The sequence below is a fragment of the Bacillus infantis NRRL B-14911 genome, from assembly GCF_000473245.1.
GTDB lineage: Bacteria > Bacillota > Bacilli > Bacillales > Cytobacillaceae > Bacillus_AB > Bacillus_AB infantis.
The window spans coordinates 1,571,159-1,588,103 of record NC_022524.1; the positions used below are offsets into that span (position 1 = coordinate 1,571,159).

General features: G+C 45.5%; 19 protein-coding genes. 10 read left to right on the plus strand and 9 right to left on the minus strand.

The window, feature by feature from the left end:
* The first annotated feature begins 66 nt into the window (after positions 1-66).
* Both N288_RS07995 and N288_RS08000 read left to right on the plus strand, forming a co-directional pair.
* Complete coding sequence (locus N288_RS07995) at positions 67-1,404, plus strand: MFS transporter (RefSeq protein ID WP_009794300.1); 1,338 nt, start codon at positions 67-69, stop codon at positions 1,402-1,404.
* An 81-nt stretch (positions 1,405-1,485) separates the two neighbouring features.
* Positions 1,486-2,391 carry a chemotaxis protein gene (locus tag N288_RS08000; protein WP_009794301.1) on the plus strand — a complete coding sequence of 302 codons (906 nt, stop codon included), beginning with the start codon at positions 1,486-1,488 and terminating at the stop codon, positions 2,389-2,391.
* A gap of 342 nt (positions 2,392-2,733) precedes the next feature.
* Here N288_RS08000 and N288_RS08005 read toward each other — a convergent pair whose 3' ends face one another.
* The 5 genes from N288_RS08005 to N288_RS08025 form a co-directional block, all read right to left on the minus strand.
* Complete coding sequence (locus tag N288_RS08005) at positions 2,734-3,201, minus strand: YkyB family protein (RefSeq protein WP_009794302.1); 468 nt, start codon at positions 3,199-3,201, stop codon at positions 2,734-2,736.
* Between the two features lie 146 nt (positions 3,202-3,347).
* Positions 3,348-4,622: an MFS transporter gene (locus N288_RS08010; protein ID WP_009794303.1), complete on the minus strand. Its 1,275-nt coding sequence runs from the start codon at positions 4,620-4,622 to the stop codon at positions 3,348-3,350.
* On the minus strand, positions 4,623-5,234 hold the full coding sequence (locus N288_RS08015) for a PadR family transcriptional regulator (protein WP_022543658.1): 612 nt from the start codon (positions 5,232-5,234) through the stop codon (positions 4,623-4,625).
* 386 nt (positions 5,235-5,620) lie between these two features.
* Positions 5,621-6,133 (minus strand): L,D-transpeptidase family protein, encoded by a 513-nt coding sequence (locus tag N288_RS08020; protein WP_009794306.1) that lies wholly within the window; start codon positions 6,131-6,133, stop codon positions 5,621-5,623.
* 66 nt (positions 6,134-6,199) lie between these two features.
* Complete coding sequence (locus N288_RS08025; RefSeq protein ID WP_009794307.1) at positions 6,200-7,066, minus strand: metallophosphoesterase; 867 nt, start codon at positions 7,064-7,066, stop codon at positions 6,200-6,202.
* A gap of 236 nt (positions 7,067-7,302) precedes the next feature.
* Here N288_RS08025 and fadH point away from each other — a divergent pair, with 236 nt between their 5' ends.
* A complete protein-coding gene (gene fadH, locus N288_RS08030; protein ID WP_009794308.1) occupies positions 7,303-8,064 on the plus strand; it encodes a 2,4-dienoyl-CoA reductase in 762 nt (253 codons plus the stop codon).
* A 40-nt stretch (positions 8,065-8,104) separates the two neighbouring features.
* Here the strand turns inward: fadH and N288_RS08035 are convergent, their stop codons facing one another.
* Positions 8,105-8,863 (minus strand): C39 family peptidase, encoded by a 759-nt coding sequence (locus N288_RS08035; protein ID WP_009794309.1) that lies wholly within the window; start codon positions 8,861-8,863, stop codon positions 8,105-8,107.
* Positions 8,864-9,056: 193 nt separating this feature from the next.
* On the opposite strand from N288_RS08035, the gene N288_RS08045 reads away from it, so the two are divergent.
* The 3 genes from N288_RS08045 (at position 9,057) to N288_RS08055 (ending at position 11,704) form a co-directional block, all read left to right on the plus strand.
* Complete coding sequence (locus N288_RS08045) at positions 9,057-10,271, plus strand: EAL domain-containing protein (RefSeq protein ID WP_009794312.1); 1,215 nt, start codon at positions 9,057-9,059, stop codon at positions 10,269-10,271.
* A gap of 69 nt (positions 10,272-10,340) precedes the next feature.
* A complete protein-coding gene (locus N288_RS08050) occupies positions 10,341-10,580 on the plus strand; it encodes a hypothetical protein (RefSeq protein WP_009794313.1) in 240 nt (79 codons plus the stop codon).
* A gap of 464 nt (positions 10,581-11,044) precedes the next feature.
* Complete coding sequence (locus N288_RS08055; protein WP_022543661.1) at positions 11,045-11,704, plus strand: DUF3993 domain-containing protein; 660 nt, start codon at positions 11,045-11,047, stop codon at positions 11,702-11,704.
* 32 nt (positions 11,705-11,736) lie between these two features.
* Here the strand turns inward: N288_RS08055 and N288_RS08060 are convergent, their stop codons facing one another.
* On the minus strand, positions 11,737-11,973 hold the full coding sequence (locus N288_RS08060) for a glutaredoxin family protein (protein ID WP_009794315.1): 237 nt from the start codon (positions 11,971-11,973) through the stop codon (positions 11,737-11,739).
* A 69-nt stretch (positions 11,974-12,042) separates the two neighbouring features.
* Positions 12,043-13,011: an MBL fold metallo-hydrolase gene (locus N288_RS08065; protein ID WP_035402799.1), complete on the minus strand. Its 969-nt coding sequence runs from the start codon at positions 13,009-13,011 to the stop codon at positions 12,043-12,045.
* Positions 13,012-13,331: 320 nt separating this feature from the next.
* On the opposite strand from N288_RS08065, the gene N288_RS08070 reads away from it, so the two are divergent.
* Together N288_RS08070 and cbpB are read left to right on the plus strand one after the other, a co-directional pair.
* Positions 13,332-13,568 carry a YkuJ family protein gene (locus tag N288_RS08070; protein WP_009794317.1) on the plus strand — a complete coding sequence of 79 codons (237 nt, stop codon included), beginning with the start codon at positions 13,332-13,334 and terminating at the stop codon, positions 13,566-13,568.
* A gap of 333 nt (positions 13,569-13,901) precedes the next feature.
* Positions 13,902-14,348, plus strand: a complete 447-nt coding sequence (cbpB, locus tag N288_RS08075; protein ID WP_009794318.1) for a cyclic-di-AMP-binding protein CbpB — start codon at positions 13,902-13,904, stop codon at positions 14,346-14,348.
* 53 nt (positions 14,349-14,401) lie between these two features.
* On the opposite strand, the gene N288_RS08080 is transcribed toward cbpB, so the two are convergent.
* Positions 14,402-15,133, minus strand: coding sequence for a sulfite exporter TauE/SafE family protein (locus tag N288_RS08080; protein WP_009794319.1), 732 nt, complete (start codon positions 15,131-15,133; stop codon positions 14,402-14,404).
* A gap of 110 nt (positions 15,134-15,243) precedes the next feature.
* Between N288_RS08080 and N288_RS08085 the strand changes: the two genes are divergently transcribed.
* Positions 15,244-16,128 carry a LysR family transcriptional regulator gene (locus N288_RS08085; protein ID WP_009794320.1) on the plus strand — a complete coding sequence of 295 codons (885 nt, stop codon included), beginning with the start codon at positions 15,244-15,246 and terminating at the stop codon, positions 16,126-16,128.
* Between the two features lie 70 nt (positions 16,129-16,198).
* Positions 16,199-16,909: a 2,3,4,5-tetrahydropyridine-2,6-dicarboxylate N-acetyltransferase gene (gene dapD / locus N288_RS08090; RefSeq protein WP_009794321.1), complete on the plus strand. Its 711-nt coding sequence runs from the start codon at positions 16,199-16,201 to the stop codon at positions 16,907-16,909.
* Positions 16,910-16,945: the final 36 nt, after the last annotated feature.

Consider the following 16,945-nt stretch of genomic DNA (forward strand, 5'->3'; position numbering starts at 1 on the left):
AGCAGGTATACAATGAAACTGGGAAAAGAAAAAGAGAAATGAAAAAAGAAAAAAGGGGTTGTAAGGATGCCTGCACTGGAAAAGAAGCAGACAGCTAAGGCAGGAAGCGGCATAAGCCCATGGAAGCTGTATTTCACACTTCCTGTTATATCCTGGGCTTTATACGATTTTGCCAATACGATATTTTCATCCAATATCATTACTATTTTCTTTCCGTTTTATCTGGATGAAGTGGTCGGAACGAGCGAAGTGCTCGATCAGATTGCCAGCACTTTTATCTCTTATTCAAACGCAGTAGCAAGTTTCTTTTTAGTTTTATTTTCACCGCTGTTCGGTGTCATGATCGATAGGACCGGAAGAAAGAAGAAATACATTGTCATATTTACGCTCATTTCCGTGGCGGCCATCATCCTGATGGGAGTTTTTGCAGGAAGCAGCATGGACAGTACCCTATTCGGGCTGCCAATGTCCCTGGCGCTTGTAGTGGTTTCCTTTGTGATAGCCAAGTTCTTCTTCCATTCCAGCCTGGTTTTCTATGATTCTATGATTACGGATATAGGGACCAAGGAGAATATCCCTCTCATTTCCGGCTTTGGTGTTGCTGTCGGCTATATCGGTACTTTAGTAGGGCTCACTGTCTATCCTTTTATAGGAGATGACAATTTTCATGAAGCCTTCATTCCTACCGGGATTTTATTCCTTGTATTTTCCCTGCCGCTATTCTTTTTTGTAAAAGATAATCCGAAGCCTGCGGCTAAATTAAAGAAAGAATCTTTTTTGTCGGGATACAGGGAAATCTATCAGACTTTTAAAGAGATGAAGCTGTATAAACCGGTCTTTACCTTCATGATTGCTTATTTCTTTTTGAATGATGCGATAGCTACAACCATTGCCATGATGGCTATCTATGCAAAGGCAATAATTGGCTTTTCCACCGGCCAATTCATCCTGCTATATCTGGTGTCCACCTTATCAAGCATCATCGGTTCATTTGTTTTCGGGTATATCACGAAAGCAAAGGGAGCGAACAAGGCTGTCAAATTTGTCGGCATATTGCTTCTGGCAGCCCTTATCATAGCCACTTTTGCTGTCAACGAAGCGATGTTCTGGGCAGCCGGCAGCATGTTTGGCATTTCCCTGGGAGCCATGTGGGTGACAACGAGGACCTATATTGTTGAGCTGACACCCGAGGACAAAAGAGGCCAGTTCTTTGGGCTGTTTGCTTTTTCCGGGAAGGTTTCCTCCATCATCGGCCCTTTCCTATACGGCAGCATCACACTCATTTTCGCGGACTGGGGAGATACTGCCAGCCGTATGGCTCTTGGATCACTCATGATTCTTACTATCATCGGCCTTATTGTCCATTCGAAGATCCAGCAGCCAGATGAGGTAAAGCAGGGTTGATATCCGGAATGCTAAACTGAGACGTTTTCTTGCCGATATAAAGAATGAGACCAGTTTTTTTGAAGAGGGCAGGAGATTAAAATGGAATCTAATAATGGTATTTTGCTGGAAAGCGGCACAAATGAACTTGAAATCGTCGAGTTTACAGTTGGAGGCAATCAATTCGGAATCAATGTCATCAAGGTGAAGGAAATCATCAATCCTCTTCCTGTTGTGCAAATTCCGCGTTCACACAAAAATGTAGAGGGAATCATTGAGCTGCGCGGAGAGGTGCTTCCAGTCATCAATGTAGCGGAAGCTCTCGGGCTTGCCGCGGGCGGGAGTCCGGAAACCGATAAATATATCGTGGCAGAATTCAACCAGCAGAAGGTTGTATTCCATGTCCAGAATGTTACCCAGATCCATCGGATATCATGGGATAAAATTGAGAAGCCGTCAGAACTGTACCAGGGAGCTGAAAGCCAGATCATCGGGGTCGTTAAGATAAATGGCGGCATGGTATTATTGCTCGACTTTGAAAAAATAGTCGTCGATATCAACCCTGAATCAGGAATCAATGTCCAAATGGTGCAAAAGCTTGGTGAAAGGGAGCGCAGCACGAAGAAGCTTATTGTTGCCGAAGATTCTCCCCTTCTCCGGAAGCTTCTGCATGATACCCTGGCGGAAGCAGGTTTTCAATACGTGGAATTCTTCGAAAATGGGCGGGATGTACTCGAATATCTCCAGAAGCTGGAAAGTGATGGAAAGAATCTCAAAGAAGAAGTCCAGCTGGTCATAACGGATATAGAGATGCCGCAGATGGACGGCCATCATTTAACAAAGCGGATCAAATCAAGCCAGTCCTTCGGGGAGCTGCCTGTGATTATATTCTCTTCGCTGATTACGGATGATCTGCGCCATAAGGGGCAAATGGTAGGGGCAGATGCCCAGGTGAGCAAGCCGGAGATTGCTGAGCTCGTTTTATTGATCGATAAACATGCATTATGATGGGAAACAAAAAAGACATCTGCGGATGTCTTTTTTGTTTGCGCAGGACTTGGTGCTTTTGGTCCGTGCCTTTATTGAGCGAGGTTTTTCCGCTTTTCTGCAGCTCCGGTCGCTAGCCCCTCGAGTCTTAAGCCACTCCAGGATTGAAGGCAAAGAACGCCTTCTATCCTGGAGCGTCTTATGCTTGTCGGGGCTGAACAAGCGCCCTCCGCTTTTCGATTTGTCCAGCTCCGGGCGCTAGCCCCTCGAGTCATAAGCCACTCCAGGATTGAAGGCAAAGAACGCCTTCTATCCTGAAGCGTCTTATGCTTGTCGGGGCTGAACAAGCGCCCTCCGCTTTTCTTAGTAGCTTTCTCCCAGTTTCTTGAATACCGGTTTTTGGTATTTCTTCTTTTTATCATGCTGCTGATTTTCCGATTCTTCCTTTAATCCTGTATAAGAAGACAGGAGTTTTTTTGCTTGTCCGAGTGGAAGCCGGGTTTTTGGATTGCGCACGGCGGAATCAAGCTTCCCGAGGTGGGGAAGGTCCTCGAAATCCTTTTTGGCAGGAGGGATGTGGAAGGTATAGCTCCCGCACTCCACCAGGACGTCTGATTGCTGCTGGCTGTATCTTGGATTGCCGGAATAGTGAAGGCCGATTTTACGGGCATCTCCGTTTTTAATCAGCTTCAGGATTGCTTCGTGCTTCAGTTTATATAAAAATTTAGGGTTTGTCGCTGTTTTCGCATGGCGGTTCACAGTGAAGATGGCTTGAGAGAGGTTTTCAACCGTTGAATGCAGCCGGGGGGTCTGACTCTTGTCCGAATTCAATGTTTTGGCTCCTTTCTAATCTTTAAACATAATAGAAAACATTGTACCAGCTTTTTCCGCAGATTAAAAGTCATGTCTTCCATAAAACTGCCAGAGGAAGAGATATAATTCATTATACCTCTTCCTTCTGGTTTTTGGAAAGATTATCAGACGGAGTGGCTGATTGATTTCTCCGGAGCTGACGCTTTAAGCTTCTTAAGTACGTAGAGCAGCACTAGAGCCCCCATTAGGCAAGTGGCGCTTCCTGCACCAGCCATAACATAAGATACACCCCATAATTTGGCCAGAAGGGCTCCCGCAGCAGGTGCAATCAGCATCGCGAAGGTCTGCAGGCCCATGGCTGCAGCAGATACCCTGCCCATCATTTTCTGCGGTGTTTCGGACTGCAGCACATAACCATATGGAACAGCTTCACCTGCTCCGAAAAAGCCGAGCAGGAAGGCACCTGCAAGCCAGACTATTTGGGGGAGATCAAGGATGCCGAAGCTGCCCAATCCGACCAGGATAATAAAAAGTCCGCTGATAAATGCTGAAGCAGACATTAAATGGATCGGACCCTTTTTCCAGAAAGTCCATTTTCCAAGCGCCAGTGACCCGGCAACACTCCCAAGTCCCACAGCACTGATTAAAAAGGTGAAACTTTCTTGCGTGAATCCGAGATTTTTTGCGACAAAGATAAACAGTCCATCATATAGGAAGATGATGAAAAATGCGGCAGAAGACAGCAGAATAGAAATCTTCAATAGCCGTGTGCCGGCAATATGCCTGATGCCAGCTGCGAAATCTGTCCAAAAGCTTTGCTCTTTCTCACCGGTCCTTTTTGCGGTTTCTGCATCGGCAGGCAATCCTTTGGATGCCGGCAGCGAGGCCAAAAAGAGGATGCTGACCAGAAAACCGGCCGCTTCAAACAGAAACGGGCTCTTGGTACCGAATACGGCCATGAGGAGGCCCCCAAGCGCAGGACCGGCAATTTTCATGGTATTCACTGACAGCTGGCTCAGCGTCACAGCCTCCGGCAGCTTATCTTCGGCCACAATTGCCCGGATCATGCTTTGCCTTGCCGGGTCATAAAGAGCAGCAGCAGTCCCTTTTAAAAAGACAAACAGCAGCAGTACATACAAATTTGGCGACCAGAAAAGTCCTGCGACAAATACAATTTTGCAAAACATGCAAACCATCATCAAAGTTTTCTTTGGCAGTCTGTCAACAAACACACTTGCAAACGGCCCGATCAAGACCCAGGGAATACCAAGAGTGATGATAACGGCAGCAATGGCAGATTCGCCAAGCCCCCAGTAATAGACAACAATGACCTGCAATGCCACAAAATCCAGCCAATTACCTAAATCGGAAAAGACCTGCGCCCCAAAAAGGGAACGGAAGGCTTTATCTTTCAACGGGGAGAAAATGCCGTTTTTCATTTATTCATCCTCCGATTTCAGTCCGAGCGATTCCCTGCGCCTGGACAGCAATTTTTTCTCTGCCCCGGTTGGATCCTGGCCTTCGGGCAATTCCCCGGCTTTTAATATGGATATGCTCTCGTCGATCCATCTCAGCTCCGTCTCCAGCCGCATCTCTGCATAGCGGATCGTCAGCATGCCTATACTGCTGACATAGGAAATCCCGTTCCTTGGCCATTCTTTCACGAAACCAAGGATATCTTCGGATTCGCGTTTTCTTTTCTCGAGATGGCTGATTAAATGGCGGGTATCCATATCCTTGTGCCAGGTGCTCATTTTCATGAATAGTTCATCTTTGACTGCCGGGTATGCTGGCGGGGTGCACAGCCACTCTTCAAATTCCTGCCACCCTTTTTCCGTCAGTTCATACAATTTTTTATTCCGTCCATTTTCCTCTTTTTCCATTGAGTATACATAGCCCTCTTCCTCCAGCTTTTTCAGCTTCGGATAAATGCTTCCATAGCTCATGCCCCAATAAAGCCCTGCTGCTTTATGTTCAAATTCTGATTTAATATCATAGCCAGAGCTGGGCCAAAAGCTTAGTACTGCAAGTAAGCTGTGTTCAGTTGACAAGATAATCCCTCCACATATCATATTGATATATCGACTTGATATATCAATATGATACATTAGATGGAAGAAAATCACAATAGGCTTTTTTATATTTTGGCTGTGTTAGTGTACCTTGTTGGTTTTGGGCTCATTTTTAGCCAGATATTCGTCCTGCGGCCAAAAAAGCGAGATTTCTTTCGGCAGGACGAATATCTGGCTGCAGAAATGCGCGCAAACGAGAGTTTCACACGATGAGCCCAAAATCAACAGCAATGTTTAACAAAGCCTATTTTTTGATTTGTTTGAAAATCCGGCAGGAAGAAACTAATAGAAAGATTACGGGCAGCCAATATTTCTAATCAAAATGGAAAACCCCATCCTGCCAATCTTTGCAGGATGGGGTTCTTTCAATTTCTAATCATAACCCGTGTTCCATTTGGTACAATTCCGGAAAGTTCCAGTACATCCTGGTTATTCATCCGCACACAGCCTTTGGAGACTGCCTTGCCGATGGAAGCAGGGTTATTGGTGCCATGGATCCCGTAGCCTGCTTTTGATAAAGAAAGCCACATGATGCCAAAAGGACCGCCAGGATTGGGTTCGCGATTAACAATTACATAATCGCCTGGCGGTGTTTGTGTCAGCATCTTGCCGATGCCGACAGGATAGGTTTTTTGTAGGATTCCATTTTTAAGGAGAGACAAGCGGCGGGTGGATAACGTAATGCTTATTGAATACGGGATTGCTGAAGGCTCAGGAAGTCCGGGAATCATCACTCTTTGCCCTTGATAAATCTGATTGGGGTTGCTGATTTGCGGGTTTGCGGCCAATAACTGGGCAATCGGGCGGCGGTAGTCCATTGAGATGCTTGTCAGGGTTTCGCCTTGCCTTACTGTATGGTAGATAAGCAGCCACTCCATTCACAGGTTTATTACAGCATATGCACCAGCGGCTGTATTTTTCCTCCTGAGTGCAGATGTCTGCTCTCAGGAGGAATGGAAGGTGAAAAGTGTCAGCTCAGGCTTGGATAAAAATCTGAATGGAAGCCTTGTAGTGCCGAGCCCTCGATTGACATAAAGAGTCAAAGGGTCTGTGTCGCCGATTGTATAAAAGCCTTCATAGTATTTTTGTCCATAAGGCGGGGTGACCAGTGCCCCAAAAAACGGAATCTTAACCTGTCCTCCGTGGCTGTGGCCGCTCAGCTGAAAGTGGAAGGAATTTTCATATGCCTTGTCTGCCAGGTCCGGAGCGTGTGACAGGAGGATGCTGTAGTGTCCTTCCGGAATGCTTCCTGCCGTTTTTTTCAAATCGGGCCTTCCGAGCATGGCATCATCAACTCCCGCTATATAAATGCTGTTCTCTCCAAGCTTCACTTGATGAGACTCATTGAGGAGGAGTCTGAAGCCGCTTTTTTCAATGATATTTTTATAGATATCGGACCCGTAACCGCCGTGGTCATGGTTGCCGTAAACGGCAAATTTGCCGAAAGGGGCATTAAGCTGCTCAAGGATTGAGACAATCCGCTCTGCCTGCAAGAATTTATTAGGCTCATCCATCAGATCCCCAGTAAAGAAGATGATATCCGGCTCCAGGCTGTTTATTTTGCCGGCGAGTTTTTCAAGCTGGCCGAGCGTGTACTGGAAGCCTATATGGGTATCGCTGAATTGCACAGCCCTGAAATTATTGAAGGCCTGCGGGATGGATGGATCTATTATCTTATGGACGGCCGTGTCCAGTAACTTCGGTTCAATCTCCCGCGCGTAATAATAGCTTCCGGAGCCTGCCGCCAATGCTGTCAAAAGAGACCCGGCAGCTGTTTTCAGAAATGATCTTCGTGATATTTTTTTAGTCATATATCTACCAGCCTATCTATATATGAATATACGTATTTATACTATCAGACAAGTGCGGGGAAAAGAAGGCGGCAATTCGCAGCAAATCGAAGAACAAGGTGACATTAAAGGAAAAAATTAGAAAAAACTCTGTCCAAATCTCTTTCTAATAATTTTATATTAAAAATATTAGAAAATTCTCCATTTATGTTAAAATAGAATAATGAACGACTATTCATTTTTTGAGGGGGATTTTCATGGAAGGCAAAACAGTCATAGTGACCGGCGGATCGAGCGGGATGGGCAAATATATGGCAAAAAGATTCTCGGAAGCTGGAGCAAATGTCATGATTACCGGCCGCAATATGGAAAAGCTGGAGGAAGCTAAAAAGGAAATCGAAACGAAGGGAGAAGTGCTTCCTTTTCAAATGGATGTCAGGGAGCCTGAGCATGTTAAAGCGATGGCGGAAAAAGCACATGATACTTTTGGCAGCATTGATTTTCTTGTCAATAATGCTGCTGGGAACTTCATTTGCCCGGCAGAGAGCCTGAGCGCCAATGGCTGGAATTCCGTCATTAATATCGTTTTAAATGGAACATTTTACTGCAGCAGCGAAATCGGAAAGTATTGGATTGAGAAGGGCATTAAAGGCAGCATCATCAACATGGTTGCCACTTATGCCTGGGATGCCGGGCCGGGGGTGATTCACTCGGCGGCTGCTAAGGCGGGGGTTCTTTCAATGACAAGGACGCTTGCTGTTGAGTGGGGCAGGAAGTATGGCATCCGTGTTAATGCAATAGCGCCAGGTCCTATTGAAAGGACAGGCGGTGCAGAAAAGCTTTGGGAGTCAGAGGAAGCAGCGAAAAGAACCTTGAACAGTGTCCCTTTAGGCCGGCTTGGAAAGCCGGAGGAAATTGCCGGGCTTGCGTTCTTCCTCTTTTCTGAACAAGCTGCCTATATTAATGGTGAATGTATTTCAATGGATGGGGGCCAGTGGCTCAACCAGCATCCTTTTTAACTGCTATGAGAACAGCGGCCTATCAGGCCGCTGCTCTTTCTTATTTATAGCTAATTGCCCTGGATTTCAATGCAAGCCATGAGGATTTGAATTTTTCTTTTGTGATGCGCACCTGTTTTTTCCCTGACAGCGGGTCATTTATATAAACAAACCGTGTGTCATAGCCTACAAGGGTTACCGCATGCAAATCGAGCGGCGTTTTAATTAACTCTCCTTCATGCGTCCAGGATTCCCATCGGTCAGGAAGCCTGTAATCACCTGTTGTCCATACTACTGCAGGATAGCCCTGGCTTACGTGTGACAGAATGTCTTCAAAGGATTTCCCCGTCAGATTCACTGCTCTGCCAGGAAGGTACTGCAGGGCCAGTTCAAAGATCGGTTTATCAAAGGCTGCATAGCCCGCTTGCTTTCCGGTCATGTCCCCGACAAACCCGTGGGCAGGATTTCCCCATTGAACAATATCCCTGTTTGATTTTATAATTGGATCAGGATCTTTTTTTATTTTGTGATAAAGGTCCATTTTATCAGCCTTGACTCCTGCGTATTGGAGCATCATGGCAAGGCTCGTCACTTCACAGCCATATTTCAGCTCAGGATTCTGCTTTATCAGCGGAACATCCAATATAACCTTCTCCCTGCCGGCAGCATTTTCAGGCTGCCCGGCAGTCTCCTTGCCTGCTGACAGGTTTTCTTGTATCTCACCCGAAGACTGGCCCTTCATTGCAGACTCCTGTTTGTCGAGGTGGCTGCTGCAGCCCAGCAGCGGAAGCATTAAGATGATCATATACATATTTTTCAAGGCTGGCCCTTCCTTCTATCCGGCGTTCCGAAAACAGGCCATGCCAGATCAAGAAACGGCTCCAGTTTTATTTTTATCATGGCTGGCCAAAGTTATTCCGGCGGTGTTGAACTTGGCCATATGCCTGCTGCGGGGAGTGCTTACATCCTGTTTGGCAGGCTCCAATAATTAAAATGAAAGGCGGGGAAAAGCGATGGATGCATTGGATATATTAACAGAACTTGACCGCGTTATACCGCATTTCCAGGCCATATTCAGTGCTGACGAACATAAGGTTATCGGTTATGAGGTATTGGGGAGATTTACTGCCGGCGGCTCGGCCGAAAGCCTTGGCCCGTTTTTTCTGGATGACAGCATCCCCGAAGAATACAGGCTTGAAGTGGATAACACGGTCCTGATGAAAGCACTCGATCATTTTGCCGGCAGGAAAGGGGAAGAGCTCATTTTCATCAACCGGGACGCCAGTCTTCTCATGCACGATTCCGGGGAGCATTTCCTGCAGCTCCTTTTGCAATACCAGGATAAAGGCATCAGCCCCGAAAGAATTGTACTCGAGATTACCGAAAGAAATTACAAGGGAGATCTTGAACACCTCGATCACCTCCTTAATTACTACAGGACGTACGGAATCAAGATAGCCGTTGACAATATGGGGAATGACAGCAGCAGGCTTGACAGGATCGGCCAGCTTTCCCCTGATATCATTAAAGCGGACCTAAAGGGTCTCAGGTCGAATGCGTCAGCTGCATCCTACCGTGATATTTTGTATTCTCTTTCCCTCCTGGCAAGAAGAATCGGGGCGACTCTCCTGTTTGAAAATATTGAAATGGTGTACCAGCTGCAGTTCGCCTGGAAAAATGGCGGAAGATACTACCAGGGATTTTATTTGTCCACACCCCAGGCTGCTACTATCGAGAAAGATTACCTGAAGGAAAAGCTGAAAACTGAATTCCATCGTTTTATCCTCCATGAAACAAAGAAGCTGGAAAAGATCCATGCAGCTGCTGAAGGATTTCAGACTAAAATCCAGGAGCTTTTGTCCAAGTACAAGAAAATTCAGGATTATGAAGAGCTTCTGCTGGCATTGTCGGGGGAAATGGATGGAGTTGCTTTCAGGATGTACGTATGCGATGTGGAAGGCTTCCAGCAGTCCCCCAATATCTTCAAAAAGGATGGAGACTGGATCATCCAGCATAAATATTACAGGAAGAACTGGAGCTGGCGCCCATACTTCCTTGAAAACATAGTGAGGATGAGAAATGACCAAAAAGGAATCCTGTCTGATCTGTACAGTGATATTGAAACAGGGGAAACCATCAGGACTTTTTCTTTCCCTTTGCATTCAAAGGATTACCTTTTCATAGATATTGCTTATTCTTTCTTGTATGACCAGGAAGGTCTGTTATAAGATTTTTCCTGTATAGTCCCTGAAGGTAAGTGGCACATTAGGAATACTACTTTCCCGGGGGGAGTTCAAATGAGCGCTTTTATGACCATCCTTCTGATCATCGCTGCAGGCATTCTGCTGACCGGCTTATTATATACGATGTCCATCGCGCGAAATCAGAGAGCGGTAAAGGGAGATATGGATTCAAGCATTTCCCGGCAGGTGCAGGATCATCCTTACATCCGGAATCCTGTCATTCTGACATATGCCATCTGCTTCATTCTTTTAGTCATCTTTATTGCCTACTACACAACTACAGTCAGCTGGTAGCTGATATGAAAAGGAGGGACTGCCGTTCAGGCAGTCTCTTTTTTATTATTTGGCTGTGTTAGTGTTCCCTGTTGATTTGGGGCTGTATTTCAGCCAGCTGAAATACAGCCCCAAATCAACAATAATGTTTAATAAATCCTATTATTCAAGAAATTATTAAACGTATGTCTGTGAATCATTTGGAATATTTTATCAACGTCCAGCAGCTCCGCCGAGGTCACAAGCCAAACTTCCCAAAAAGGCAAAGAACGCTTTTCTGGGAGGTTCGTCTAATGCTTGTCGGGATGATTAAGAGCTTGCGCTTTTGTTCTTCCAATAAATGTACAGGTGAAATTCCTTGAAAACTGTTAGTCCTTCCTTAAATCGGGTAATTTCTTTAATAAATGTAAGAACTGTTCTAAAAAAATTCATTTGTTTTTTAATTTCACGGATTATGACAAATAAACAATGAGGAGGAAGGATTTGTGTATATAAAAGAGATGATTATCCTGTCTGCTGCAGCCATTCTGGCGTTTATGCTTCCGAAGGCAGGTGCAGAAGCTGCTGAAGACCATGCTCTGGAAAACAGGGAAGAGGTGCTGCAGTTCCTGGAAAGTGCTTTTGAAGCGCAGACATCTCTGAGTGAGGAGCCAAGATCGCTGGAAGAGATAGAAGCTGTTCTTGACCCTTATTTTACAGACAGCTATGCAAGCCTCTTTCTGCAGGAGAACCTGTCAGAGGAAGGGAACGGGAATATTATTTACGGAACTGACTTTGGTTTGTATTATATACCGTTCTTTGAGTTTACGGAGGAGACGAAAGTGGTCATTGATCCTGGAAAAATTCTTGTTTTTGAATATTTTCCAGCAATGAACGAAGGTCCAACTGCTTATGCAGGACATTATGAAGGCATCCGGATCGAAAAAACTGATTCAGGCTGGAAAGTGGCAGAATGGCTTTATGATGAGGCGCCCCTGAATATATTATCAAGTGCGACTTCTGATTTAGTATACAAAGGATCCAATGACAGGACCGGATTCTCAAGGGATGCGGATAATCTTAAACCGATGGCCGGCAGCGTTTTGCCGGTTCCCGGCCTGACCCTGAGCTGCAGTGATAAAAGGCTGCTGCTGATGGAGGCATAAAGAAGAGAGCAGGCTGCAGCCTGCTCTTCTTCCTATTCGATATTCAGCTCTGCTTTTAACTTTTCCAGGTCAAAACCAGTTATGACGGTTTGATCGATCACAAAGGTTGGAGTGGAGTAGGAATTATATCTTTTGGTTAATTCTTCCCTGGCTTTTTTATCGGTGCTGATATCCTTCACTTCATATGAAAAGCCGTATTCCTGGAGGAAGCGCTTGGAAATCTCGCATGGCGGGCAGTCTGGCTGAGAATATAGGGTAATTTGCTTCATTTGAATTTGCTCCTTAATTTTCGTTGCACATCAAATATACCATATTTTAATGAAAGGCTATTATGCTCTTTACCGCAGTTTTTCCGTTTTATTGTCCCTTTTTGCCAAATAATCCGCAAGCCCCATCGCTGACACTTCTAAATCAAGTGACAGCAGGCTGTATATAGGATGGTCGTCCGCAATGCCCTTTTGGCTTAAATGGGCAAAGACCCTCTTTTTGAGGCGAGAGGCTATTTGGCCAGGTGCTTCATTATGTGAAGCGGCGTGAAAGGCTGTTTCTGCTTCTTCAATGAATATTTCAAGCCAGCTCCTGACCTGAAAATATGCTTCTGCAGGATTTCGCGATATGCCATAGTGCCCGAAGAAAAGGCAGTCAAGTTTTCTTGATTCATACAAAGAGATGGAAGCCAGCATTTTTTCAGGACTGAATTGATTTGGCGAAGTGGAAGGCAAGTAAAATTCAGTGCCCTCCCTATAAAGCTGAGGATAGAAGATGCCAGCCGTGTCGCCTGTAAACATTCCGTTTTCAGGGGGATAATAGACACTGAAGTGATGGTTTGCATGACCTGGTGTATCAAAAAAGGCTAGTGTACATGTATCGCTCAGCCTCAGCTCCCTTCCATCCTCCATTGCTTCCAGCCTGTCTGGCGGGATTGGGAGTATCGGATCAAAGAGAGCTTCAAATTGATCGCCGTATACGGCTTTTGCTCCGGCAATCAGGCGGGATGGATCTGCCAGATGTTTTTCGCCCTTTGGATGGACCATCACTTTTGCCTGCGGGCATGATTTGAGCAAAAGTCCAGCTCCCCCGGCATGATCAAGGTGAATGTGGGTGAGGATGATATATTTCACTTCTTTGACAGAGAGGTTTAACGCTTCGAGCCCATCAAGGATTCTTGTGACTGAAGGGCTTGCTGAGGTTTCAATGATGGCAAGGCTGTCTTCAGCCAATATGTAAGTTCCTGTCCGCTCTTCCATATTCAGGTCGTAACCATCGATTAAAAAAAGCTTTTCGGCTAACTTTGCCGGCTTTTGCAAAAAAATCACGTCCTTTTCCGAAGCTTTTGCTTGTACAAAGCATGTCATTATTTTATGCTGTTAATATTGGCATGTAAAGAATTACGGTTCGAATATTCTGATTTTAAATCTTTGGGATAGAAACATGCTGAAAGTGAAACCTAAGAGCAAGATGAAGGTTTGTATGAAGGAAAAGGAACGGAGCTTTCCCGTATGCAGGTTCGCCGGCTTAAGGATGGAGCAGCTCCGCCGATGCTGCCGATTGGAATTTGGTTTCCAATGTCCTTCATATATAATGGCGGCATATATTTGATTTGGTTTTGTTCGAAAGGAGAGGGAGCATGTCACAGCTTCAAGGTATATTAACACGTCTAAAGAATTTACAGGAACAGTCAGGCAGCGGGGAACCCGCCCAGCGTTTCTTTGAGGTGAATGGCGAAAGAAAATGCCAGGTTACTTATCATCCAAAAACAGAGACATACGAGCTGGAAGTATATAATGACAAAGAAAAGCCAAAAAGATACCAGTTTGACAATATGGATATGATTACAATTGAAATCTTTGATCTCATCCAATAACGCAATTCCCTTTAAAGGAACCCTCGAGGTTCCTTTTTTGCGTTTTCCATGAGTATGCCTGCCTATGCATCAGGATAAACTTCAAAAATCAGTCTATCCTAATAGATAAAAGGGGTGAATCCATGTTTCCGACAGTTGAATGTCCGAAATGCCATGAGGATGAAAGCATGGAACAGGTATTAACGGCACAATCCAACCAGAATGTTATTTATAGATGCCCAAAATGCCGTTTTACCATAAAAGATATTCCTACCAGCAAAGGGTAAGAAGGCCAGCGCCGAAAAAATATGATAAAATGAAAAAGTAAACACTTTCATTTGAGGAGTTTCGGCTATGATAAGTCTTCACAGTAGTGAGTATCTGGAAATAAGCATCAGGGACCTTATGATCCCTTCTGAAAGGGTAGCCCATGTACAAATTGGCAATACCTTGGAGCATGCCGTGCTTGTGCTGACCAAAAGCGGCTATACAGCGATTCCTGTACTGGATCCAGGCTATAAACTCCACGGCCTCATAGGCACTCCTTCCATCATGGATTCCATCCTCGGGATCGAAAGGATCGAGTTTGAAAAATTGGAGGAAAAACGGGTGGAGGCATGCATGAATCAAAATATTCCCCGCCTAAAAGCAGATTCGGATATGAAGCTGGCAATAGAGCTTTTGGTTGATCATCCCTTTGTCTGCGTCGAAAATGATGACGGCTTCTTTGAGGGAATATTAACAAGGAGAGCACTCCTTGACCGGCTGAACAAGCATGTGCGCAGACTGAACAGGAAATAATTTCAGCAGCTCCTGAGGGGGCTGTTTTTTTCTTTACAAAGAGTTTGGCTGCATCATTGCAGCAGTCTTGCTGACAGCTGGATGATCAGGAGAATGGTGATACCATGAAGAAGCCTTTTCAGGCAGCGGGGATTGATTTTACCAGCTGCCCTTACAGCGAGATGGGCACCGAGGAGAGATCCTGTCAGCAGACAGAGGGAAGGCCTGAGCTGGAAGTTTCCTGCTGCAAGATAGATTGTGAACGATGCAAAGCAGCTTATGAATGTCTGGAATCGGCTGAAAGCCACCGCCCTGATATAATTAAATCCCTTATTCAAAAAGGTATACATAAGCAGGGTTCCCTGGCCAGGTCCAAAGAGCCCGTCATATGCCCCTATAAAATAGATGGACGGAAATAATCGCGGTGTGATGCCTGACTCGCCGGCAGTTTCCGCCGGCTTCTTCAGCATTGTGATGACAAGCGCAAAAACCAGCAGGGAAGCTGCAAGCATCGTCATGGCTTTTTCCGGGATGCTGTTGGCCAGTAGAGCGCCTGTGGCTCCTCCCGCAAGCCCGAAAGGCAGAGTCTGTAAACAGTCTCTCAAACCAATTTCCCTTTTCCGCAGCAGATAGAAAAAGCTGGAGAAAGAACTGAAGATATTTGAAAATTTAGCCGCCGCAACTGCAGTGTGGACAGGAATGCCGAGCAGGAGCATGGAGGGCATTCCGATAAGTCCGCCGCTCCCGGCAAGTGTTCCGATAAAAGCAGACAAAAAACCTATAAATATTAAAAGAGTATATTCCATTTCATCCCTCCTTCGCTATCATTGTATTCATTTCATGTTCATAATGAAAATCGGAAATTTTTAAGATATAATATAAGAAAAAGTTATAAAGTGAATAAGGGGAAGATTATATGTCAGCACTTTCTGAATTTCATCTATTATCGGTCCTGGCTCAGGAAATGAATATGAGAAAGGCGGCGGAACGGCTCTTTGTCTCACAGCCTGCCCTGTCGCAAAGGCTGCAGTCGATTGAAAAAGAATGGGAAACCAAATTGTTTGTGCGTTCTCAGAAGGGTCTTACCCTGACCCCTGCCGGCGAGCTGGTGATTCAGTTTGCCAATGAGGTCATTGGAAGAGAAGAAAAGGTCAAAGAATCCATCGGGGCCCTTAACTCAGAGGTGCATGGGACTTTAAAGCTGGCCGTTGCTTCCATTGTCGGGCAGAACTGGCTTCCCCAGGTTTTGAAAAAGTATATCAGCCGGTATCCTCAGGCTAAAATATCCCTTATGACAGGCTGGAGCAGCGAAATTTCCAAATCTCTGTATGAAGATCAGGTACATATCGGCATCATTCGCGGAACTCCTGACTGGAAGGGAGTCAAAATCCATCTGTTCAAGGACAGCCTCTACCTTGTTGACAAGGAAATCACCCGGCCTGAGCAGGTGCTTGAAACAGACCGGCCATTCATCCAGTTCAAAAGCGACTCTAATTATTATCAGGAAATCCAGGACTGGTGGATGAGGCAATTCAAGACCCCGCCTAAAAGGACTGTTGTTGTAGATCAGATTGAAACATGCAAACAAATGGCCTTTAATGGCATCGGCTATGCCATCCTTCCGGCAATCACGCTTAACGGAGCAGAAAAGGATATATTTAAGATTCCGTTATTGGATGAGAACAATGAACCAATAGAACGGGATACTTGGCTGCTGGGCTATGAGTCTGCCTTCAGGCTGAAGCAGGTAAGAGCATTTGCGGAATTGATAAGAGAGCATGTAGAAGAGGGGGGAAATTAGGTTTTTTTCTTGTTTTCGGTGCTTTTGTTTGTTAAAGTAATGCTAGTTACATACATAGGAGGCCTGTCACATGAAAATGATGGACGCAAATGAGATTATCTCATTCATACAAAATAGCACAAAATCAACACCGGTTAAATTATACGTAAAGGGCGATTTGGAAGGATTGGATTTCGGTCCGTCTGCTAAAACCTTCTTAACCGGCAATACTGCAGTAGTGTTTGGAGAGTGGGCTGAAATCAGCCAGGCGCTTGAAGCAAATGCTTCACAGATTGAAGACTATGTTGTGGAAAATGACCGCCGCAATTCAGCGATCCCATTGCTTGACATGAAAAACATCAAGGCGAGGATCGAGCCGGGTGCCATTATCAGGGATCAGGTTGAAATCGGGGACAATGCAGTAATCATGATGGGTGCTTCCATCAATATCGGAGCGGTTGTAGGCGAAGGCACGATGATTGATATGAATGTGGTCCTTGGAGGCCGTGCGACTGTCGGGAAGAATTGCCATATCGGGGCGGGATCTGTTCTTGCAGGTGTCATTGAGCCGCCTTCAGCCAAGCCGGTTATCGTGGAAGATGACGTAGTCATCGGAGCAAATGCCGTTGTCCTGGAGGGCGTTACAGTAGGCAAGGGTGCTGTTGTTGCAGCAGGCGCCATTGTTATTGATGATGTTCCTCCATACACAGTAGTGGCTGGCACTCCGGCACGCGTCATCAAGGAAATTGACGAAAAGACAAAATCAAAGACTGAAATCAAGCAGGAGCTTCGCCAGCTGTAAAGGCAGGCTGGAGGACCGTGCCTTCCAAAAGGGAGA